The 21,857-nt window shown below is 69.3% G+C and carries 13 protein-coding genes; 6 read left to right on the forward strand and 7 right to left on the reverse strand.

What is annotated here, in order from left to right:
* Positions 1 to 79 precede the first annotated feature (79 nt).
* From CKW34_RS03695 to entS, 4 genes are all read left to right on the forward strand, one after another.
* On the forward strand, positions 80 to 1,108 hold the full coding sequence (locus tag CKW34_RS03695; RefSeq protein WP_059382431.1) for an ABC transporter substrate-binding protein: 1,029 nt from the start codon (positions 80 to 82) through the stop codon (positions 1,106 to 1,108).
* Positions 1,109 to 1,219: 111 nt separating this feature from the next.
* Positions 1,220 to 10,456, forward strand: a complete 9,237-nt coding sequence (locus CKW34_RS03700) for a non-ribosomal peptide synthetase (RefSeq protein WP_059382430.1) — start codon at positions 1,220 to 1,222, stop codon at positions 10,454 to 10,456.
* A 40-nt stretch (positions 10,457 to 10,496) separates the two neighbouring features.
* Positions 10,497 to 10,718 (forward strand): phosphopantetheine-binding protein, encoded by a 222-nt coding sequence (locus tag CKW34_RS03705; RefSeq protein ID WP_059382429.1) that lies wholly within the window; start codon positions 10,497 to 10,499, stop codon positions 10,716 to 10,718.
* A gap of 10 nt (positions 10,719 to 10,728) precedes the next feature.
* Positions 10,729 to 11,979: an enterobactin transporter EntS gene (gene entS, locus CKW34_RS03710; RefSeq protein ID WP_059382619.1), complete on the forward strand. Its 1,251-nt coding sequence runs from the start codon at positions 10,729 to 10,731 to the stop codon at positions 11,977 to 11,979.
* 68 nt (positions 11,980 to 12,047) lie between these two features.
* On the opposite strand, the gene CKW34_RS03715 is transcribed toward entS, so the two are convergent.
* A complete protein-coding gene (locus CKW34_RS03715; protein ID WP_059382428.1) occupies positions 12,048 to 12,446 on the reverse strand; it encodes a hypothetical protein in 399 nt (132 codons plus the stop codon).
* Between the two features lie 74 nt (positions 12,447 to 12,520).
* Positions 12,521 to 13,954 carry an MDR family MFS transporter gene (locus tag CKW34_RS03720; protein WP_059382427.1) on the reverse strand — a complete coding sequence of 478 codons (1,434 nt, stop codon included), beginning with the start codon at positions 13,952 to 13,954 and terminating at the stop codon, positions 12,521 to 12,523.
* Positions 13,955 to 14,059: 105 nt separating this feature from the next.
* Between CKW34_RS03720 and CKW34_RS03725 the strand changes: the two genes are divergently transcribed.
* On the forward strand, positions 14,060 to 14,947 hold the full coding sequence (locus CKW34_RS03725) for a phosphoribosylaminoimidazolesuccinocarboxamide synthase (protein ID WP_059382426.1): 888 nt from the start codon (positions 14,060 to 14,062) through the stop codon (positions 14,945 to 14,947).
* 6 nt (positions 14,948 to 14,953) lie between these two features.
* Positions 14,954 to 17,101, forward strand: a complete 2,148-nt coding sequence (locus CKW34_RS03730; protein WP_059382425.1) for a S9 family peptidase — start codon at positions 14,954 to 14,956, stop codon at positions 17,099 to 17,101.
* Positions 17,102 to 17,184: 83 nt separating this feature from the next.
* On the opposite strand, the gene CKW34_RS03735 is transcribed toward CKW34_RS03730, so the two are convergent.
* The 5 genes from CKW34_RS03735 to CKW34_RS03755 all read right to left on the reverse strand — a co-directional run bounded on the left by CKW34_RS03735 (position 17,185) and on the right by CKW34_RS03755 (position 21,751).
* Positions 17,185 to 18,225 (reverse strand): DDE-type integrase/transposase/recombinase, encoded by a 1,041-nt coding sequence (locus CKW34_RS03735; RefSeq protein ID WP_226949771.1) that lies wholly within the window; start codon positions 18,223 to 18,225, stop codon positions 17,185 to 17,187.
* Complete coding sequence (locus CKW34_RS03740; RefSeq protein ID WP_059384853.1) at positions 18,198 to 18,650, reverse strand: hypothetical protein; 453 nt, start codon at positions 18,648 to 18,650, stop codon at positions 18,198 to 18,200. Before CKW34_RS03740 ends, CKW34_RS03735 begins: the two co-directional genes overlap by 28 nt.
* Positions 18,651 to 18,770: 120 nt before the next feature.
* Positions 18,771 to 19,397, reverse strand: coding sequence for an LppP/LprE family lipoprotein (locus CKW34_RS03745; RefSeq protein ID WP_059384283.1), 627 nt, complete (start codon positions 19,395 to 19,397; stop codon positions 18,771 to 18,773).
* Between the two features lie 117 nt (positions 19,398 to 19,514).
* Complete coding sequence (locus CKW34_RS03750; RefSeq protein ID WP_059384282.1) at positions 19,515 to 20,207, reverse strand: response regulator; 693 nt, start codon at positions 20,205 to 20,207, stop codon at positions 19,515 to 19,517.
* Positions 20,204 to 21,751, reverse strand: a complete 1,548-nt coding sequence (locus tag CKW34_RS03755; RefSeq protein WP_064059943.1) for a sensor histidine kinase — start codon at positions 21,749 to 21,751, stop codon at positions 20,204 to 20,206. The genes CKW34_RS03750 and CKW34_RS03755 overlap by 4 nt, the downstream gene beginning before the upstream one ends.
* Between the last annotated feature and the right edge of the window lie 106 nt (positions 21,752 to 21,857).

Raw genomic sequence — 21,857 nt, forward strand, 5'->3', positions numbered from 1 at the left:
CGGGGCGGTCTGTTTCGGTTAGCCTAACCAATCGTGACCGGGGCAACGCGCCCCGGCGGGAGACTCTGGGAGAACAACGATGCGCGTTCTGGAACGCAAGCGCGCGCGGGGCGCCGTGGCGCTCGGCGCGGCAGCTCTGCTGGCCGTCGGACTTGTGGGATGTTCGAGCGACGGTGACAGCAGCAGTGCCGAGAGCGGCACCGACTCCGTCGCGACGCGCACCTTCGAAGCGCAGAACGGCAGCATCGAGATCCCGGCCGACCCGCAGCGGATCGTGTCCTGCGGTTACGCGACCCTCCCGCTCATCCAGGCCGGCGCGAACCTCGCCGCCGTGTGCGAGTGGAGCCGCGAGCTCGACAACATGGACGAGGAGACCCTGGCCGCCTACGAGGCACTCCCGAAGGTCGCCCCCGACGGAGCAGTGGCGGAGCTCAACTACGAGGCCGTCACCGCCGCCGATCCCGACCTCATCATCATGGGTGTCCCGGCCCGCGTGAAGGAGCAGGTCGACGTGGCAAAGCTCGAGGCGCTCGCCCCGGTGGTCTTCGTCGGACTCACCGTTCCGGGTGAGTGGCGCGAACTCGGTGAGCAGTACGCCGATGCCGCGAACGTCAGCGACTCCTACGGGGAGTTCAAGGAGGAGTACGAGGCTCGCGCTGCCGAGATCGCCGACAAGTACGCCGGCTCGCTCGGGGGCCTGAAGTTCGCCGGCGTCTGCGGTGTGTGCGGTACCGAGCCCGGTGAGTTCTCCCGCGAGTACGCCTCGTCGTACACCACCAACCTGTTCGACGATCTCGGACTCGACTTCTACGGTGAGCCGACCGATCCCGAAGAGGTTCACTCCGAGTACCTGTCGGTCGAGCAGCTGCCCGAGAACCTCGGCGAGGCCGACGTGATCGTCTACGGTGTCGAGGCCGACGGTTCGCTGCCGCCCGAGCTGGAGGAACTGTTCGCCTCCCCGCTATGGCAGGATCTGCCCGCAGTGAAGGCCGGCAACCTCGTCGCCGTCAAGCACTCCAGTGCAGCGACCTACGAAACCGCTCTGCTGGCACTCGATTCCATCGATGCCGAGTTGGCGAAGCTTCCTGCGAGCCAGAACCAGGAGTAGTCGCCGCTGCGGGCCCGTCCCGCACCACCGACCGAACGGCCCCCGACGTCCCGACGCGGGGGCCGTTCGTCGTTCGTGCCCGAATTGACCGTCTTACAACGAAAGCGACAGATGACCCGTTCCACTGCGCTCGAAGACATCGTTCCGCTCTCGCCGCTGCAACAGGGCCTGCTCTACCTGAGTACCGTTGCGGCGCCGACCGGCTCGGTATCCGACAACACGGGTACGGCCGACCCCGACGCCTACACGGTGCAATCGGTGGTACGACTGTCGGGCGCGGTCGACGAGGGGCGGATGGCGGCCTCCGCCCAGGCGCTGCTCGATCGTCATCCGGCGCTGCGCACGTGCTTCCGTCCCCGAAAGGACGGCCGTACGGCGGGTCTCGTCGTGTCGGGCGTGGAGAATCCCTGGCGTAGCGAGGATCTGTCGGGTCTCGAACGCGCCGAGGCGGAACGCCGGCTCGAGCAGATCGTCGAGGACGACCTGCACGACTGGTTCGACCTCACGCAACCGCCGCTCGTGCGCTGGACCTTCGTGCGGTTCGGCGCCGACGAGGTGCGCCTGCTGCTCACCGCCCACCACATCGTCGTCGACGGCTGGTCGTCGCCGATCCTGGTGCGCGAGCTGCTCGAGATCTACGCTGCCGGGGGATCGGCGTCGGGTCTGCCGTCCGTACGCCCCTACCGCGACTACCTCGCATGGCTCGGGCGCCAGGACCACGAGGCCGCCCGGTCGCTGTGGCGCGAGGCGCTCGACGGTGTGAGCGAACCGTCGCTCGTGGCACCGCCGGGCGCGACCCGCTCGTCGGAACGCTGCGGCGAACTCGACGTGCCGGTCCCCGACGGGCTCGGCGCGAAACTCGCGGAGCTCACCCGCGCAAGCGGGGTCACCCTCAACACGGTGCTGCAGACCGCGTGGGCGATGCTCCTGTCCGGTCTGCTCGGCCGCGGCGACATCGTCTTCGGCGCGACGGTCTCCGGCCGCCCGCCGGAACTCGCCGGCGTGGAATCGATGGTCGGGCTGTTCATCAACACCGTGCCGGTGCGGGTGCGGCTCGATCCCGCCGCGACCGTCACCGACCTGCTGCGACGCGTACAGCTCGAGCAGTCGCGCACCGTCGACCACCAGTATCTGGGCCTGTCCGACGTGCAGCGCGCCGTCGGGATCGGTGAACTGTTCGACACCCTCACCGTGTTCGAGAGCTACCCCGTCGACCGCGACGCCCTCGAGCGAGCCCAGCGCGCCGGGGGAGTGACGATCACCGGCGTCGACGGACGCGACGCCACCAACTATCCGCTGGTCCTCACGGCCGGCATGTCCGACCGGCTCGTCGTCAAGCTCGACCACCGTCCGTCGCTGATCGACGCGGACGAGGCCGCCGCCCTGGGTGCCCGCCTCGTCGCGATCCTCGAGGCCCTGTGTACCCGGCCCGATGCGCCTGTCGCCGACCTCGACGTCCTGCCGTCCTCGGAACGGGAACGCATACTGGGCACCTGGTCCACCGCACCCGCGGCACCGTCGACCGGCACCGTCGCCGACCTGCTCGCGCACCGGTTCACCACCGACACCGACCGACCCGCAGTGGTGTGTGGTGAGCAGGAATCGTCCTTCGGTGAACTCGGCGCGGCCTCGGCACGACTGGCGAGACTGCTCGTCGACCGCGGCGTGCGACCCGACGAGCGGGTCGGTCTCGCGCTTCCCCGGACCGGCGCCATGGTCGACGCGATCGTCGCCGTCCTCACCGCCGGAGGCGCCTACCTGCCGCTCGACCCGTCCTATCCCGCCGACCGGCTGAAGCACATGATCACCGACGCCGCACCGCGACTGGTGATCACCACCGAAGCCGTGCGCGCGAGCCTCGGCGACGTGCTCGACGGCGCCGACGTGCTGGTCCTCGACGCCCCGGACGTCGAGTCCGCACTGTCGGCGCTGCCGTCCGCTCCGCTCAAGGACGCGGACCGGCGCGCCCCGCTCCGCCCGGACCATCTGGCCTACGTCGTCTACACCTCCGGTTCCACGGGTCTGCCGAAGGGTGTCGCCGTCACGCACGCCAATCTCGCCGACCTGCACGCCGCACAGACCGCCGGGCCCATGCAGGCCGCCGGTCGTGCGCCGCGTGACGGGCAGTGGCACGTCCTGCTCACCTACCCGTTCGCCTTCGACTCGGCCGTCGCCGCGCTCACCTGGCTCTTCGAAGGCCATGTGCTGCACGTGCTTCCCGACGAGTACCGCGCCGACGTCGACCACATCGTCGACTACGTGCGCACCCACGGCATCGACTACGTCGACACCGTGCCCGTGCTCATGAACCGCCTGCTCGACGCCGGTCTCCTCGAACCCGGCGGGCACGTCCCCGCGACCGTCACGGTGGGCGGCGAAGCGGTGAGTGCCGCGCTGTGGCAGCGCCTCGCCGCGAGCGACGTGGTGGCGACGAACTGCTACGGACCCACCGAGTGCACCGTCGACGCGACCTCTGCGCGCATCGCGGGGGAGACCGTGACGATCGGCGGTCCCACCCCGGGGACGAGCGTGCGGGTCCTGGACCACTGGCTGCGTCCCGTGCCCACGGGAGTGGCCGGTGAGCTGTACGTTGCCGGAAACGGCGTCACCCGAGGCTATCTCGGCCGGAACGGCCTGACCGCGACGCGTTTCGTCGCCGATCCGCACGGGCCGGCGGGTGCCCGCATGTACCGCACCGGCGACGTCGTGCGGTGGACGGACGACGGCACACTCGAATACGTCGGGCGCGACGACGACCAGGTCAAGATCCGAGGATTCCGCGTGGAACCCGGCGAGATCGAGACCGCGCTCACCGCGCATCCGGCCGTGCGGAACGCCGTGGTGGTCCCGCACACCGACGATCGGGGGACCACCCGCCTCGTCGGGTACATCGTCGGTGACGGACCCGATACCGCCGAGGTGCGGGCCGTGCTCGCCGGCCGGCTGCCGGACTACATGGTGCCGGCCGTGCTCGTCGCTCTTCCCGTCCTTCCACTGACGACCAACGGCAAGATCGACCGGAAGGCGTTGCCCGAACCCGACTTCTCGTCGCTGGCGGGTGCCGGTGAACCGCGCACCGAGACCGAGCGGACGCTGTGCGCCACCGTCGCCGACGTCCTCGGCCTCGACCGCGTCGGGGTGCACGACGACTTCTTCGCCCTCGGAGGCGATTCGATCGTCTCCATCCAGCTGGTGTCGCGGTTGCGTGCGGCCGGGCTGCGCGTGACGGCCCGTCAGGTCTTCGAACTGCGTACCGCCGCCGCGCTCGCCGCAGCGTGCGAGGCACCCGCCGAGGAGCCCCGGCGAGCCCGGACGGCGGCGACCGGCCCGGTGCCCGTCACGCCGATCGTGCACGAATCCCTCGCGTCCGGATCGTTCGACTCGCTGCGCCGGTTCACCCAGTCGCGGGTGCTCGTCGCCCCCGTGGGTCTGCGGGAGGCGGACCTCGTCGCGGGCGTGCGGGCACTGCTCGCGGCTCACCCGATGCTGCGCTCGCGGTTCACCATCGGCGACTCCGGACCGTCGTGGATCGTGCCCGAGGACCTTCCGGAGGCCGCGACGCTCGTCCGGCGAGTGGATGTCTCGACCACGGACCAGGTCTCGTGGAGCGACGTCATCGCCGAGGCGTCGGCGGAGGCCGTCGACGCACTCGACCCCGAGACCGGGATCATGCTCCGCGTGGTCTTCCTCGACCCGGGACCGCAACAGGCCGGGCGCATCGTCGTCGTCGCGCACCATCTCGTCGTCGACGGCGTGTCGTGGCGGATCCTGGTGCCCGACCTCGCCGGTGCCGTCGACGCAACCACCCGCGGGGAGACCCCCGCGCCGGAGGACACCGGGACGTCCTTCCGGGAATGGGCGGAAGCGCTCGTCGAGGCCGCCTCGTCCGAGCGGATCACCGGATCGTGGCCGATCTGGGAATCCGCTCTCGCCGTCGAGGGGGCACCCGCGGTGGGAAGCCGCCTCCTGGACCCGCAGCGCGACATCGTGTCGACCTCGGCGTCCGTCGAGATCGACGTGCCGATCGACGTCACCGAACGCATCCTCACCACCGTGCCGTCCGCCCTCGGTATCGGCACCGGCGACGTGCTGCTCGCAGCTCTCGCCCTCGCCGTCACCGACGTCTGCGGCGGATCCGCCCTGCGAGTGCATCTCGAGGGTCACGGCCGCGAAGAACAGGTCGTGCCCGGCGCCGACCTGTCGCGCACCGTCGGATGGTTCACCTCCCTGTACCCCGTGACGGTCGAACTCGTTGGAGACCGTGCGCTCGACGGTGGTGATCCGCTCCGGGCCGTCGCCTACGCGACCGAGTCGCTGAAGCGGATCCCCGACAACGGAATCGGATTCGGTCTCCTGCGCTTCCTCGGCGACGACCGCGACCGCTTCGCCGGCTACCGGGCCCCGGAGGTGATGTTCAACTACCTCGGCCGCATGACCCTCGGCGACACCGCCGACGCCGCGTGGTCGGCCGCACCGGAGGTGGCCGCGCTCGGCGGTTCCGTCGACCCGGCCATGCCCCTCGACCACGTCCTCGACGTCAACGCCATCACGGAGGACGGACCGGACGGACCCGCGCTGTCGGCGGTGTTCACCTACGCCACCGGTGCGCTCGACGCCGATCGCGCCCGCCGGATCGGGCAACGCTGGCTCGCGGCACTGCGCCTCCTCACCGACACGGTCGCAGATGGCGTTGCCGGTGCCCCCGTGCCGTCGATGCTCACCGCGTCCGGACTGTCCGTCGACGAGGTGCTCGCGCTGCACGCCGAGAATCCGGACGGCATCGAGGACGTCGTGCCGCTGACACCCCTGCAGCGCGGCATGTACTTCCTGGCCGGACTGGACGAGCCATCGGGATCGGGCAGTGTCGCCGAGGGTGTCGATGTCTACACGATGCAGACCGACCTCGCCCTCGACGGTCGCGTCGACGCCCGAACGATGCAGCGCTCGGTGCGTGCACTCGTCGACCGGCACGCCGTGCTGCGCACCGGATATCGACTCGGCGCAGCGGGCGAACCGATCGGCGTCGTCCGTCGTACCGCCGAACCGCGCTGGGAGGTCGTCGATCTCGGGGACGTCGAGCCCGGCGAACTCGACACGCGGGTGGCGGAACTGCTCGCCACCGACCGCGCCCGCAGGTTCGATCTCTCGGCCGCACCGCTGGTGCGCTTCACGCTGGTGGTCGCGGGACCGTCGCGCGCGCGACTGCTGTTCACGATGCACCACCTCGTCTCCGACGGTTGGTCCACCCCGCTGCTCGTGCAGGAACTCCTGCAGATCTACGCCGCCGGCGGATCCACCGCCGGACTCGCACCCGTCGCGCCGTTCTCGGACTACCTCGACTGGCTCGGCGAACAGGACGTCGCGGCCGGTGTCGAGGTGTGGCGCGAGTTGCTCGACGGTGTGGACGAACCCACCCTCGTCGCGCCGTCCGGCACGGCGCTGCGACCGGAGTTCCCCGCCGAACTGACGGTCGCCGTGCCGGACGGACTGTCGCGGCGACTCGTCGAGGCGAGCCGCGCATACGGCGTCACGGTCAACGGACTCGTCCGGACCGCCTGGGGTCTTCTCGTCGGATCGCTCACCGGCAGAACCGATGTCGTCTTCGGGGCGATCGTCTCCGGGCGCGTCCCCGACGTGCCGGGCGTGGAATCGATGATCGGCCTGTTCATCAACACCGTCCCGGTGCGCGTCCGCACGCAGGCGGAGGAGTCGATCACCGATCTCGTCACGCGCACGCACGCCACCCAGAACCGTGTGATGGACCACCAGTACGTGGGTCTCGCCGACATCCAGCGTGCCGTCGGGGTCGGCGAACTGTTCGACACCCTGCTCGTCTTCGAGAACTATCCCGTCGACCGCGACGCCCTCGACGCGGCGCAGCGGGACGGTGGCGTGCGGGTCGGCTCCGTCGGAGGCTCGGACGCCACGAACTTCCCGCTCGTGCTGGTCGCGGGACTGGAGGACGAACTGCATCTCGGCCTCGAATACCGGACTGATCTGTTCACCGAGGACGACGCCACCGCACTGGGGGAGAGGCTCGTCCGCATCCTCGATCAGCTCGTCACCGAGAAGCCCAGAACCGTGACGCAACTCGATGTGCTCACGGCCGCCGAACGCGCCGGTCTGCGCAGCGAGTGGTCGACGACCCCCGCGGCACCGTCGAGCGGTGCGGCGACCGTCGCCGATCTCCTGGCACGGCAGATCACACGTACCCCGCACGCACCCGCGGTGGTCGCCGACGGCACGACACTGTCGTTCGCGGAACTGGGCCGGCGATCCGCGCGACTCGCGCGGCTCCTCGTCGACGCCGGGGTCGGGCCGGAGACGGTCGTGGGGCTCGCGTTGCCGCGGTCCGAGCACATGGTCGTCGCGATCGCGGCGGCGATCTCGTCGGGTGGCGTGTACGTACCGATGGATCCGTCCTATCCACAGGATCGACTGGCGCACATAGTGTCCGATTCGCGTCCGCAGGTGATCGTCACGGTCGCCTCGGTTCTGGGTGGCATCGCCCCCGTCGCAGGCGACACGCGGATCGTGGTGCTCGACGACCCCGACCTGCAACTCGACGAATTCTCCACGGCCCCACTGACGGACGCCGACCGGCTCGGAGCGTTGCGCCCGCACAACGGTGTGTACGTCATCTACACCTCCGGTTCGACCGGACTGCCGAAGGGCGTCGCGGTCACGCACGCGAACCTGCTCAACCTGTTCGAGAGTCACCGCGCGGACCTCTACGTCCCGACCGTCGCGGCGTCCGGACGCGACTCCGTCGGCGTCGGGCACGCATGGTCGTTCGGCTTCGACGCGTCCTGGCAGCCCACCCTGTGGCTGCTCGACGGACACACGGTGCACGTCTTCGACGAGGACACCATGCGTGATCCCGAACGGATGGTCGCGTACACGCTCGAACACGAACTCGACTTCCTCGAGGTCACCCCGTCCTTCCTCGACCGCATGCTCGCGGCGGGACTGTACGAGAGCGGACACCGCCCCGCCTCCGTGGGATTCGGTGGCGAGGCCGTCAATCCGGCGTCGTGGCAGCGACTGCGGGAGCTCACGGACGGGCGGGCCTTCAACCTCTACGGCCCCACCGAATGCACCGTGGACTCGCTCATCGGGTCGGTCACCGATGCGGACACACCGTGCCTCGGCCGGGCGGTACACGGTGCCGGCGCCTACGTCCTCGACGCGATGCTCCGGCCCGTGCCGATGGGAGTGGTCGGCGAACTGTACGTCTCCGGTGCCGGCGTTGCCCGCGGATATCTCGGTCGGCCCGACCTCACGACGGTCCGGTTCGTGCCGAATCCCTTCGCCGACGACGGCAGTCGCATGTACCGCACCGGCGACCTCGTCCGGCGGGTCCGCGGTGCCGACGGCCGGCCCGTGCTCGAATTCCTCGGGCGCGGCGACGACCAGGTCAAGATCCGCGGCTTCCGGGTCGAACTCGGCGAGGTGGAGGCCGCGCTGACCGCGGTGCGTGGCGTGCGGGACGCGGTCGTGAACGCACACACCGACACTCGTGGAGTGACGCGTCTGGTCGGCTACGTGACCCCGGACGGCGACGTCGATCCGGCGGTCGTTCGTGCCACCGTCGCCGAGCGCCTGCCCGACTACATGGTGCCCGCCGTGGTGCTCGTGCTCGACACCTTCCCCGTCACCGCCAACGGCAAGGTCGACCGGAAGGCGCTACCCGAACCGGACTTCTCGTCGCTGGTCGGCACCAGTGCACCGCGCACCGGCACCGAACGGGTCCTGGCCGGACTCGTCGCGGACGTGCTCGGACTCGAACGGGTGGGCATCGACGACGACTTCTTCTCCCTCGGCGGCGACTCGATCGTCTCGATCCAGCTCGTGTCGAAGGTCCGGGCAGAAGGACTGTGGATCACGACCCGTCAGGTGATCGAACTGCGCACCGTCGAGGCACTCGCGGCTGCGATCGACATCGGCAGCGGGCAGACCCGTCCGGCAGCCGTCGGCGACGCTACGGGCGAGGTGACCGTCACGCCGATCGTGTGGGACACCCTCGAACAGTGGACGGGTCTGTCCCGGTTCTCGCAGGCGCGACTGCTCGTCGCGCCGGTCGGGGTCACGCTCGACACCCTGCGGACCGCGATCGAGGCGCTCGTGACCGCCCATCCGATGCTGCGCTCGGCCTTCCGGGTCGACGACGAAGGCCGGCCGTCGTGGACGGTCCCCGAGACCGTGCCCGACCTCACCGGGTCCGTGCGGCGCGTCGACGCCACGGGCCGGGACTGGGGCGAGTTGTTCGACGAGGAACGTGAGAACGCCTACGCGGCACTCGATCCCGAGAACGGGATGATGGTGCAGGTCGTGTGGTTCGACTTCGGGCCGCAGCAGGCCGGACGCGTCCTGATCGTCGTGAACCACCTCGTGGTGGACGGCGTGTCGTGGCGGATCCTCGTCCCCGACCTCGCCGACGCCGTCGAACAGGCCGAGCGTGGAGAGCCGGTGACCCTGTCGTCGAGCGGCACACCCTTCCGGGTGTGGGCGGACGAACTCGCGAAGGCCGCCCGCTCGGAGCGGATCACCGCGTCGTGGTCGGCCTGGCAGCGCGCCGTCGACGCCGATGAACCGATGCTCGGTTCGCGCCCGCTCGACCCGGCACGCGACACCGTCTTCTCGACCCGGTCGACCCGCGTGCACCTGCCCGTCGACGTCACCGAACGGGTCCTGGCCGCGGACGTCGTCGACGACATCCTGCTCTCGGCCCTCGCCGTCGCGGTGGCGTCGGTTCGGGGCGGCGACCAGGTCCGTATCGATCTCGAGGGACACGGTCGGGAGGAGCAGGTGGTCCCCGGTGCCGACCTGTCGCGCACCGTCGGCTGGTTCACGTCGATGTATCCGGTGACGGTGGATCTGTCGGAGGTCGACGTGGCGTCCGCGTCCCGGGACACCGACGCCGCGGGCGCGGCGCTGCGCGCGGTGGCACGCGCGTCGCGGGAACGACCCGACAACGGCATCGGCTTCGGCCTGCTGCGTCGGCTGAACCCGGACTTCGGCCACCGCTTCGCCCGGTACGTGCCGCCGGCCGTCGTCTTCAACTACCTCGGCCGGCTCACGCTCGGAGAGGCATCCGGCAGCCCGTGGTCGGGCGCACCGGGCGCCGCCGCGATCGGCGGGTCGGTGGATCCGGACATGCCGCTCGACCACGTCCTGCAGGTGGACGCGATCACCGAGGACACCCCGGACGGCGCGGTTCTAGAATGCGAGTTCGCCGCCGCAGCGGACGTGGTCGATGCGGACACGCTCGCCGAGATCGCGCGGATCTGGCAGGACACGGTGCAGGTCGTCGTCGCCGCGAGAGAACTGACGGGCACCGCTCGATAGAGCGCAACCCGCCTGCACACATCGAAAGAAGGAGAACACCATGCTCGATCGCACTACCGTCCTCGCCGACACCGCCCGGATCCTGGACATCGACGTCGACGAACTCGACCCCTCGGCGAGCCTCGTCGACCAGGGACTCGATTCCGTCCGGCTGATGGCCCTCGTGGAACAGTGGCGCAGCGCCGGCGTCGAGGTCGACTTCGTGGACCTCGCCTCGGCCCCCGACCTCGAGCAGTGGATCGCGCTGCTCACCCGCGGATGAGCGGGTGATCGTGGCCGTCTTCGAGAAGCTCCTCATCGACATCGACCCGCTGCGGACCAGCCGCGAGTTCCGGTACCTGTTCACCGCACGCGTCGTCTCCCTGTTCGGTCTCGGTTTCCTCATCGTGGCCGTGCCCGTGCAGGTCTACCAGCTCACCGGCTCGACGGCGCAGGTCGCCGCCGTCTCCGCGGTGATCGGTGTGACCACCTTCGGGGCCACCTTCGCGGGCGGGGTGCTCGCCGACCGGTACGACCGGCGGAACGTCATCGCCCTCGCTCGCGGCACCGCAGGCGTCGCCTTCGCGCTGCTGGCGATCAACGCGTTCCTGCCCGAACCGCAGATGTGGGCGATCTACGTGCTCGCCGTCGTCGACGGCATCGCGGGCGGGATCTCGGCGACCGCGCTCATGGCCGTCACCCCCAGCCTGATCCCGCGCGACAAGCTCGCTGCGGCCGGCGCGCTCATGGCGCTGACCGCCGACCTCGGCTCCATGATCGGCCCGGCGCTCGGCGGTGTCGTCATCGCCGCCGGTGGTGTGGGCGTGGCCTACGCGCTCGCGGCGTTCACCACCGCGATCACCACCTTCTGCATCACCCGCCTGCCGTCGCTGCCCCCGACGCATGTCGCGGAGGAGTCACCGCTGAAGTCTGTGGTGTCGGGCTTCCGGTACGCGGCACACAACCGCGTGGTGGGGCAGGTGCTGATCGTCGGGTTCCTCGCGATGCTGCTGTCCGGCTGGGCCGTGCTGATCCCGGAGTTCGCCGACGAGGTGCTCGGCGTCGGACCGTCGGTGGTGGGCCTGCTCTACACCGCGCCCGCAGTCGGAGCCGTGATCGGCTCGCTGACCAGCGGCTGGACCGGCTCGATCCGCCGGTACGGGCTGGTGGTGTACCTGCTCATGGCGGTCTCCGCCGCCGGTCTGGTGGGTGCCGGCGCGACCGGCGTCCTCGCCGTCGTGCTGCTCGGCCTCGCCGCGCACGGTTTCGGCGACTCGCTCGCGGACGTCGTGCGGTACGCGACCGTCCAGCGCAACACCTCCGACGAGTACCGCGGACGGATCGCGGCCGTGTGGGGCGCGCAGGTGACGGCCGGTACCTCCGTCGGTGCGGTCGCGGCGGGCGTCGTGGCCTCGCTGGTGCCGATCTCGATGGCCCTGACCGTCTACGGCGTGGCCGGTGTGGTGATCATCGCGATCATGTTCGTCGCGACCCCGACGCTGCGGCGGTTCGAGGACGCGGGCGATCTCGAAGCTGTGGGCTGACCTGCGGGTCGACGAGCGGGGCCGGGGTGAACCCCGGCCCCGCCTTCGCGTCGATCAGCGCCTTCGTGTCATACCCGTCCGTCGCGCGCCCAGGCCTCCACGGCCGAATACCCTTCGCTGACGCCCTGGGTGTAGGCGACGAGCGCGCCGTACAGCCGGGATCCCTCGGTGGCGAGCTCGATGGTGCCCACCCAGTCGGCAGCGCGTGCCATGACGTGCGCGGAGATGTCCTGCCGGTCGCGGGTCGCGGACGACACGATCCGGAATGCCTCGTCGGCGATCCGGAAGGTCTCGGCGACACCGCGCCAGAAGTACTCCGCGTCCATGGCAGAGCGCAGCGCCTCGTAATCCGTCGTGTCCTGCATCGCCGTGGCGTGTGCCAGCCGCTGCAGAGCATGCTCCGCAGCCCCGACGGGGAAGTACGTCACGTCGTCGATGGTGTCCTTGCCGCCGCTTGTCGTTCTCACCGCAGAGATGGTGCCCGATCTCGAGCGAATACGAAACAGCGCGTAGGTAACGGTATAGGCACGCGGCGTGTCGCCTACCCGGCCGCCGCCGGACGGTTCTGGATCAGGCACACGCACGACACCAGCAGGGCGGCGCAGACCAGAACGGCGACGAACACCGGCGCCACGGACGCCGCCAACTGCGCCGCGTCGGGAGCCCCCATCGTGGTCTCGTCCGCTGCTGCACCACCGAGCGCGGCGTTGGCGAGCGCACCGAACACCGCCACACCGACCGCGCTGCCGATCGCGCGAGCGAAGGCGTTCGCCCCCGTGACGACGCCCCGCTCCGACCACTCGACACTCGACTGCGCCGCGATCAGCGACGGGCTGGCGATCAACCCCATCCCGAGACCGACGAGCACGCAGCAGACCGCGACCTGCCAGGGAGCCGACTCCACACCGACCTGCGTCAGCAGTGCCGCGCCGCAGAGCAGCGGCACCGCACCCACCAGGCCGGTGTTGCGGAAACCGATCCGCAGGTAGAACCGGCCCGACTGCGCCGCCGCGATCGGCCAGCCGATCGTCATCGTCGCCAGCGTGAAGCCCGCGACGAGCGCGGTGGTCCCCAGCGCGCCCTGCACGAACGACGGAACGTACGAGGTCAGACCCAGCACGACCGCCCCCACCAGGCACGATACCGCGCTGGTGGTGACGAGCACCCGCCGCGTGAACAGGCGGATCGGCAGGATCGGCTCGGCTGCGCGGGACTCGATCCACACGAACACCGCGATCAGCGTCGCGCCCGCGGCGAAGATGCCGATGCTCGGTGCCGACGTCCACGCCCACGACTGGCCGCCCTCGAGCAGTCCGAGGATCAACAGGGCGGCGCCCGCCGCGAGGGTCGCCGCGCCGGCCCAGTCCACCCGCGGTCGTGGTCCGGCCGGTTTCTCCTCGCGGAAGTTGCGGACGAGCACCCACGCCGCGAGGGCGCACAACGGCAGGTTGACCCAGAAGATCCACCGCCACGACAGGAAGTCGGCGAAGATGCCTCCCACGGCCGGGCCGACCACCGCCGACATGCCCCACACGCTGGCCAGATAGCCCTGCGCCTTGGCCCGCTCGGCGACCGTGTAGATGTCCCCGGCGATGGTCTGCGCCATCGGCAGCACCGCACCGGCGCCGAGTCCCTGCACCGCGCGGAACGCGATCAGCGCCGGCATGCTCCACGACAGCGCGCACAGCACCGAACCCGCCGCGAACACCCCGATCCCGAACAACAGGAGCGGAGTGCGGCCGAAGACGTCGGAGAGCTTGCCGTAGACGGGGACGAGCACCGCCTGCGTGAGCAGGTAGGCGGAGAACAACCACGGAAACTGCGTGAAGCCACCCAGGTCCGCGACGATCGTCGGGACCGCGGTGGCCAGGATCGTGCTCTCGAGCGCCACGAGGGAGGTGGCGAGCATCAGAGCGATGAGGATCGGGCCCCGATCGGACCTGAACCCGACGTCCACCCGCGACGATGCGGCCATGCCACTCCTGTTCTCGCTCGCGTCGCTGCTCCGTCGTGCTGTGACCGAGTGGGATATCCGCCACGGGGTGCGGTACGCCCACTCGATGAGCACTAGGGTGTCAGCGTGCGTCCTTCACTCGAGTCCTACCAACACCTCGCCGGCGGCAAGGTGCGTGATCTGTACGTGATCGACGACGAGCACCTGCTCCTCGTCGCCAGTGACCGGATCTCGGCCTACGATCACGTGCTCGAGACCCCGATCCCCGACAAGGGGCGGGTCCTCACTGCGATGAGCGTGTTCTTCTTCAAGCTGCTCGACGCCACCAACAACCATCTCGCGGGAGAACCCGACGACGAGCGTATCCCCGAGGAGGTCCTCGGCCGTGCCCTCGTGGTCAAGCGCCTCGAGATGGTGCCCGTCGAGTGCGTCGCCCGCGGCTTCCTCACCGGCTCCGGCCTCCTCGACTACCAGGCCACGGGCTCCGTCTGCGGTGTCGCCCTGCCCGAGGGTCTCGTCGAGGCCAGCAGGCTGCCCGAGCCGATCTTCACCCCGGCCAGCAAGGCCGCGCTCGGCGACCACGACGAGAACATCTCGTTCGACGACGTCGTCGAGAAGGTCGGCCTGAACCTGGCGATGAAGCTGCGCCAGGACACGCTCGACATCTACGACCGCGCCGCCATGTACGCCTCCGAACGCGGCATCCTGCTCGCCGACACCAAGTTCGAGTTCGGTCTCGACAAGGCCGGCAACCTGGTGCTCGCCGACGAGGTCCTCACTCCGGATTCGTCCCGCTACTGGGACGCGAACGAGTACGAGGAGGGCAAGGTGCAGCCCAGCTTCGACAAGCAGATCGTCCGGAACTGGCTCACCGGACCCGAATCGGGCTGGGACCGCGCCTCCGACACCCCGCCCCCGCCGCTGCCGCAGCACGTCGTCGACAAGACGCGTGCCCGCTACATCGAGGCGTACGAACGTATTTCGGGAATGTCCTTCGACGATTGGATCGGCTGACCGCATATGACCTCCTCGAAGATCGCTCCGCCGGTCGCGAAGAAGGTGCCCCTCGAGCGCACCCACCACGGGCACACCTTCGTCGACGACTACGAATGGCTGCGCGACAAGAACGACCCCGAGGTCGTCGCGTACCTGGAGGCGGAGAACTCGTACACCGAGGCGCAGACGGAGCATCTCGCTCCGCTGCGTGAGGCGATCTTCGAGGAGATCAGGTCGCGCACCCAGGAGACCGACATGTCGGTCCCCACCCGGATGGGCGACTGGTGGTACTACGCCCGCACCGTCGAGGGCAAGCAGTACGCGATCCAGTGCCGGTGCCCGATCACCGACGCCGACGACTGGACGCCGCCGAACGTCACGCCGGGTGTCGAACTTCCCGGCGAGCAGGTGCTCCTCGACGGCAACGTCGAGGCCGAAGGGCACGAGTTCTTCTCGCTCGGAGCGTTCTCGATCAGCCACGACGGCACCCTGCTCGCGTACTCGACCGACGTCGTGGGCGACGAGCGCTACACCCTGCGCATCAAGGACCTCACCACCGGTGGGATGCGGTCGGACGAGATCCCCGGCACCGCACCGGGAGCGACGTGGGCGCTCGACCACAGCCACGTCTTCTACCAGACGGTCGACGAGTCGTGGCGGCCCGACACCGTCTGGCGGCACAAGCTCGGCACCTCCGTCGACGAGGACGTGAAGGTCTTCCACGAACCCGACGAGCGGTACTGGGTGTCGATCGGATCGACCCGCAGCGAGAAGTACCTCATGATCTGGGTCGGATCGAAGATCACCACCGAGGGGTGGGTGCTCGAATCCGAGAACCCCACAGGCGAATTCCGCGTGATCCTGCCGCGGCGCGAAGGTGTCGAGTACGGCGCCGAGCACGCCGTGATCGCCGGTGAGGACCGCTTCCTGATCCTGCACAACGACGTCGACCCCGAGACGGGGGAGAAGGCCGAGAACTTCGTCCTCGCCGAGGCTCCCGTCGACGACCCGTCCGCGCTGCGCACCCTGATCGAGCACCGGCACGACGTGCGCCTCGAGGACGTCGACGCGTTCGAGGGACATCTCGTGCTCGGCTACCGCCGCGAGGCCCTCACCCGGCTCGCGGTGTGGCCGTTGACCGACGAGGGCTACGGCACGCTCACCGAACTCGAGTTCGACGAGGAACTCTTCGCCGTCGGACCGGGCGCGAATCCCGAATGGACCCAGCCCACACTGCGTCTGGGCTACACGTCGTTCATCACCCCGAGCCGGATCTACGACTACACGGTGAGCACCGGCGAGCTGGAACTGCTCAAGTCGCAGCCGGTGCTCGGCGATTTCGACCCGACGCTCTACGAGCAGCGCCGCGAGTGGGCGACCGCCGAGGACGGCACGAAGATCCCGCTGTCGATCGTCGCGCGCAAGGGCACCCCCGAGAACGCCCCCACGCTGCTGTACGGCTACGGCTCGTACGAGGCCAGCATCGACCCGGCCTTCTCCGTCGCACGCCTGTCGCTGCTCGACCGGGGCATGGTCTTCGCGGTCGCGCACGTGCGCGGCGGCGGCGAGATGGGCCGGCACTGGTACGAGAACGGCAAGTCGCTGACGAAGAAGAACACCTTCACCGACTTCGTGGCGTGCGCGCGGCACCTGATCGACACCGGCGTCACGAGCCCGGAGAAGCTGGTCGCCGACGGCGGCAGCGCCGGTGGCCTGCTCATGGGTGCGGTCGCGAACATCGCGCCCGAGCTGTTCGCGGGCATCCTCGCGAACGTCCCGTTCGTCGACCCGCTCACCTCGATCCTCGATCCGTCCCTGCCGCTCACGGTGATCGAGTGGGACGAGTGGGGCAACCCGCTCGAGAACCCCGAGGTGTACGAGTACATGCGCTCGTACAGCCCCTACGAGAACGTCGAGGCCAAGGACTACCCGGCGATCCTCGCGATCACCAGCATCAACGACACCCGCGTGCTCTACGTCGAACCCGCCAAGTGGGTCGCCAAGCTGCGCGCGACGAAGACCGGCGATGCTCCCTTGCTGCTCAAGACGGAGATGAGCGCGGGACACGGCGGTGTGTCGGGTCGCTACGAGAAGTGGCGCGAGGTCGCGTTCGAGTTCGCATGGGTGCTCGAGACGTCCGGCGCCTACCGCGCGGAGGCGTCCGCGCAGTAGCGGCTCGTCCTCGAGCACTACCTGCCGTGAGCTACTCGTATCCGCTCGCTTCTTCGTCATCCGCTACGGCAATTCGGAAGTTGTCAACCTGTCTGAGACAGATCAGGTGTGTTGATTCCCGTCGGTTGCGGTAACGCCGGCGCTGCCGGTCGACGCCGGAACCGATGCGGATACTTTTCGTGGATCCGGTTGAGACGCTCCTGCCGACGTCGGTGTTCCTCGGCGGCACTGCCGAGGAACACCGACACCGGCGTGTACCGCCCCAGCCCTGCGTGCCGGTGCTCGAGCGCATACCGGTTCATGAAGTCTTCGGTCCACCGCCGAGCATGATCGATATCATCGAACCGATCCGGACATGTCAGGTCGTACTTGATGGTCTTGAACAATGACTCCGAGAAGGGATTGTCGTCACTGACCCGCGGACGGGAGAACGACGACACGACCCCCGCCGCGGCGAGGGCATCGAGCAACAACCCCGACCGCATCGATGCCCCGTTGTCGGCATGCAACACCCCCGGCGCCCCGAACGCGGTGAACGCTTCGGTGAACATCTCTACCGCCTTGGCCTTGTCCTCGTGGTATTCGATGCGCCACGCCACCGGAAACCGTGAGTACACATCGATTGCCAGATACAACCGAAACTGGTCCTGCGTGCGGGGCCCCTTGAGTGTCGTGATGTCCCACGACCACAGGTCCCCGACGTCGATGGCCTCGACGACCGGTGCGCAGCGGGGCGTCGACGGTCCTCCGGTGCGGCTGCGACGCCGGTCCCCGGTGAGCTTCTCGGCCCGGGCCACCCGATAGAACGTGACCTCCGAGCAGTCCACCAATCCGTCATCGAACGAACGCCAATAGATTTGACACACAGACTGATCCGCGTTCTCCTCGGCGAGGATCAACGCGACGATGGTGGCCTTCTCGGCCGGCGACAGTGCCGCTGGTTGCTGCCGCTGTCGCTGCGGGATCGGATCGGTGACCGGCCGATAGTGCCGGTAGTGGTGGGCCCGCCGGTAATAGCTCGACCGGGCGATCCCCACGAGCGCACATCCCCGGGTGACCGACATTCCCGCCTCGGTCAGTTCGGTGACGATGTCGGTCAGGACAACGCTTTGCGCTCGAGCCACAGCGCGTACTCGCGTGCGCTCATCAATGCCGGCGGGATCTCGGTGGTCTCGTCGGTCGAGGTCTTGTGGATCCCCTGCAAGAGCTCGAATGCTTTTCCCAGGATCTCCACGGCGGCGTCGCTCTGGGCGACTTTGTCGCGGAGGCGTTCGTTTTCGCGGCGGAGTTCGGCGAGCTCCGCGCGGTCTCGACTGTCCAATCGGTCCCTCGCTTTGTCTGCTGCTTCGACCATCGACTTCTGCAAGTGTCCCTCATCGCGGGCCTGCAGCCAGCGGCGGACGGTGCCTTGGGCGAGATTGTTCTCGCGCAGCAGTCGGGTCTTGGCGCCGCGTTCGACGCAGGTGTCCCATCGGCGCAAGAACTCGATTTTGTAGGCCATGGAGAACGCGCGGTGGCCTTGTTGGGTTCGTCCTACGGGGATGGTCATGAGGTCGGACATCTGTGTCGCTCCGATCCCCGCGTTGGTTGTCAGGATGTCTCACGACCATCCTGACAACCAACGAATTGCTGTAGCGGATGACCGAACTCGTAGCGGATGAGCGCAGCGTCAGTTGTAGGAGTCGAGCATCTCCTGCGGCAGCGGGTCCAGCATGACGATCTGCGAGCCGTCCCAGGTGTACCGCACTGTCGCGGGGCCGCCCTCGGGGCAGCAGAACGGCTCGTCGCCGGCGAGCCAGCGGTACTCCGCCGTGACCGTGTCGTCGGAGGCGTCGACCACCGAGGTGTACGCGTACGGCTCCGACGTCGCAGTACCGAGATAGCTGCCGTCGGCGAAGAACAGCAGGTGTTCGGGGGAGGACGCACTGTTCCCGCCCACCGCGACCAGCCACATCAACGACGGGCAGTCGCCGACGACGGCATCGGTGGAGTCCTCGACCTGCCATGCGAACCCGTCGTCGCTCAGACCCGCGAGCGCGTCCGCGACAGGAGGCGCCGCCGGGTCGAGACACAGCCCCTCGCCTTCGAGCGCCGACGCCTCCCGCGTGGGTTCGATCGGCGCGGGTGCTGCGGTCGACTCGGCAGGTGCAGGTCGCGTCGTGTTCGCGCCGGTGGGCTCCGCGGTCGCGTTTGCGGAGGTCGTGGTGGGGGCGGGCGTCGTATCGTCGTTCCCGCATGCCGCGAGCAACGTCGTTGCGACGACGGGGATCAGGAGCGCGGTCGGTCGGAATCTCACGTGTGTGCCTCCTCGGTGGAGTCGGACGGGTGATCACCCGGTACGTCGCGACCCGCCGACGCCCCCGTTAACGGAGTTATCGCATCGTTGTCGCCTCGTCATCGGATACACGACCGCTCACCTGCGCAGTTCGTACCGGACCTGGGGTCGGCCGGCGCGGCCGTACTCGGTGAGGCGGGTCGCGGCACCGTCGTCGGCGAGCCGTTCGAGGTAACGCCATGCCGTGACGCGTGAGACCCCCACGGCCGAGCCGACTTCCGCGGCGGTGCGCGGGCCGTCGGCGTCGTGGAGGAAATCGGTGATCTTCGACAGCGTGTCGGGGGAGATGCCCTTGGGGGTCGACGGGCGGGAACTGCTCGTGCGCAGCGCCGCCATGGCGCGGTCGATGTCGTGCTGACCCGCCGCCGTCTCCGCGTCGCGCAGCGCCGAGCGATAGGCCACGTACTGCTCGAGTTTGTCCTGCAGCGCCGCGAAGGTGAACGGCTTGAGCAGATACAACACCACGCCCCGCGCGACCGCCGTCCGCACGACCTCCAGATCGCGGTTCGACGTCACAGCGATGATGTCGGGGCTCGGACGACCGGCGCTCAGGCGCGCGGCGACCTCGAGGCCGTTCGTGTCGGGGAGCCCGATGTCGAGCAGCACCAGATCCACCGGTGTTTTCGCCCGCGCCGCCGACGCGACCGCCCGCACGGCGTCGCGGCCCGTGTGCGCGATGCTCACCACCTCGAATCCCTCCACCCTGCCGACGTATTCGCGGTGGGCCTCGGCGATGAGCGGCTCGTCCTCGACGATGAGCACGCGGATCACGACGTGCCTCCGAGGGGGATCTCGGCGACGATCATCGAACCCAGCGACGGTTCGGTGCGCAGGGTGCCGCCGTGACGCGCGACGACCTGGACGACGAGCGCGAGTCCGAGACCGCGCTGCTCGGATTTGGTGGAGTAGCCGCGCTGCATGGCCCGGGCCAGTACTTCCGGCGACATCCCCGGCCCGCTGTCGGCGACCTCGACGATCATCGACGAATCCTCCTGGCGCACAGTAACCTCCACCCACGGATCGTCCGACGCATGGGAGGCGTCGATGGCATTGTCGATGAGATTCCCGACGAGAGTGACGATATCGCGCGCCGGGATCGGAACCGGACCGAGTTCCGTGTCGTCGGTGACGGTCAGTTCCACCCCTCGTTCGGCGGCCTCATCGATCTTGCCGAGCAGCAGTGCCGACAGCGCCGGTTCGTGGACCGCGCTCGTCAACCTGTCGATCAGATGCTGGGAGACCGCCAGTTCCTGCGTCGCGAACGCGACCGCTTCCTCCGGCCGGCCGAGTTCGACCATCGTGATGATGGTGTGCAGACGGTTCGCCGACTCGTGCGCCTGCGCCCGCAGCGACTCGGCGAACCCGCGGACCGAGTCGAGTTCGCCCAGGACACTGCGTAGTTCGGTGTGGTCGCGCAGAGTGACGACCGTGCCGATGCGGCGCCCGTTCCAGTTCACCGCGTCGCTGTTGACGACGAGCGTGCGGTCGCGGGTCAGATGCACCTCGTCGCGTGCCTCACCGGTGAGTGCGAGTTCGCGCAGTGTCTCGGGGAGCGTGTCGAAGGGGACCGGTCCGGTCGGGGGAAGCCCGAGCAGGCGGCGCGCCTCGTCGTTGACGACGTCGACGCGCGGAGAGTCCTCGGCCGTGCCGAACACCAGCAGTCCCTCTCCGATCGAGTGCAGGACGGCGTCGTGGTGTTCGTACATGCGCCGCAGCTGGTCGGGGTTGAGGCCGAGTGTCTGCCGGCGCAGACGCCGGGCGATGAGGTAGCCGCCCGCTGCGGTGACCACGAGCCCGGCCGCCACGAGCCCGAGGATGCCCGGCAGGCTCCGCACGAAGTTCTCGGCGATCCTCTCCCGCGTCACCCCGACCGACACGAACCCGACGAGCGTGCCGTCGTCGTAGACGGGGGCGATGGTGCGGATCGACGGGCCGAGGCTGCCGGTGTACGTCTCGGTGAACGGCGTGCCCGAACGGGCCTCGTCGGTGTGGCCCGTGTACGGCAACCCGATCTGCTCCGGCACCGGATGTGTCACCCGGATGCCCTCGGGGTTCACGACGACGACGAAGTCCACCCCTGTCGCCTCGCGGATCTGCTCGGCGCGGGGCTGGAGCGCTGCGGTCGGATCGGGGGAGATCAACCCGTCCGCGACCTCCGGGAAGAGCGCGGCTGTCACTGCGATATCCGTCACGCTGCGACGGGTGGCCTCGTCGGCGTCGCGGCGTTCGTCGACGACGATGAGCGCGCCCGCCACGATCGCTACCACCGTGAACACCACCAGCTGGAGGATGAGCAGCTGGCCCGCCACGCTCATCGGCGGTCTCGTCTCGCGACGGTTCACCGGTCACCTCCCGTGAACACTATGTACACAAACTTCTCCCGCGGTGAACGGACCACCACCATTTCCCTATGTGGACGTG

It is taken from the genome of Rhodococcus rhodochrous (assembly GCF_900187265.1).
Classification (GTDB): Bacteria; Actinomycetota; Actinomycetes; order Mycobacteriales; family Mycobacteriaceae; genus Rhodococcus; species Rhodococcus rhodochrous.

Coding starts and splice junctions, on each gene's coding strand:
- CKW34_RS03695 (WP_059382431.1), top strand. CDS start 80: ATGCGCGTTCTGGAACGCAAGCGCGCGCGGGGCGCCGTGGCGCTCGGC.
- CKW34_RS03700 (WP_059382430.1), top strand. CDS start 1,220: ATGACCCGTTCCACTGCGCTCGAAGACATCGTTCCGCTCTCGCCGCTG.
- CKW34_RS03705 (WP_059382429.1), top strand. CDS start 10,497: ATGCTCGATCGCACTACCGTCCTCGCCGACACCGCCCGGATCCTGGAC.
- CKW34_RS03720 (WP_059382427.1), bottom strand. CDS start 13,954: ATGGCCGCATCGTCGCGGGTGGACGTCGGGTTCAGGTCCGATCGGGGC.
- CKW34_RS03730 (WP_059382425.1), top strand. CDS start 14,954: ATGACCTCCTCGAAGATCGCTCCGCCGGTCGCGAAGAAGGTGCCCCTC.
- CKW34_RS03740 (WP_059384853.1), bottom strand. CDS start 18,650: ATGACCATCCCCGTAGGACGAACCCAACAAGGCCACCGCGCGTTCTCC.
- CKW34_RS03755 (WP_064059943.1), bottom strand. CDS start 21,751: ATGAGCGTGGCGGGCCAGCTGCTCATCCTCCAGCTGGTGGTGTTCACG.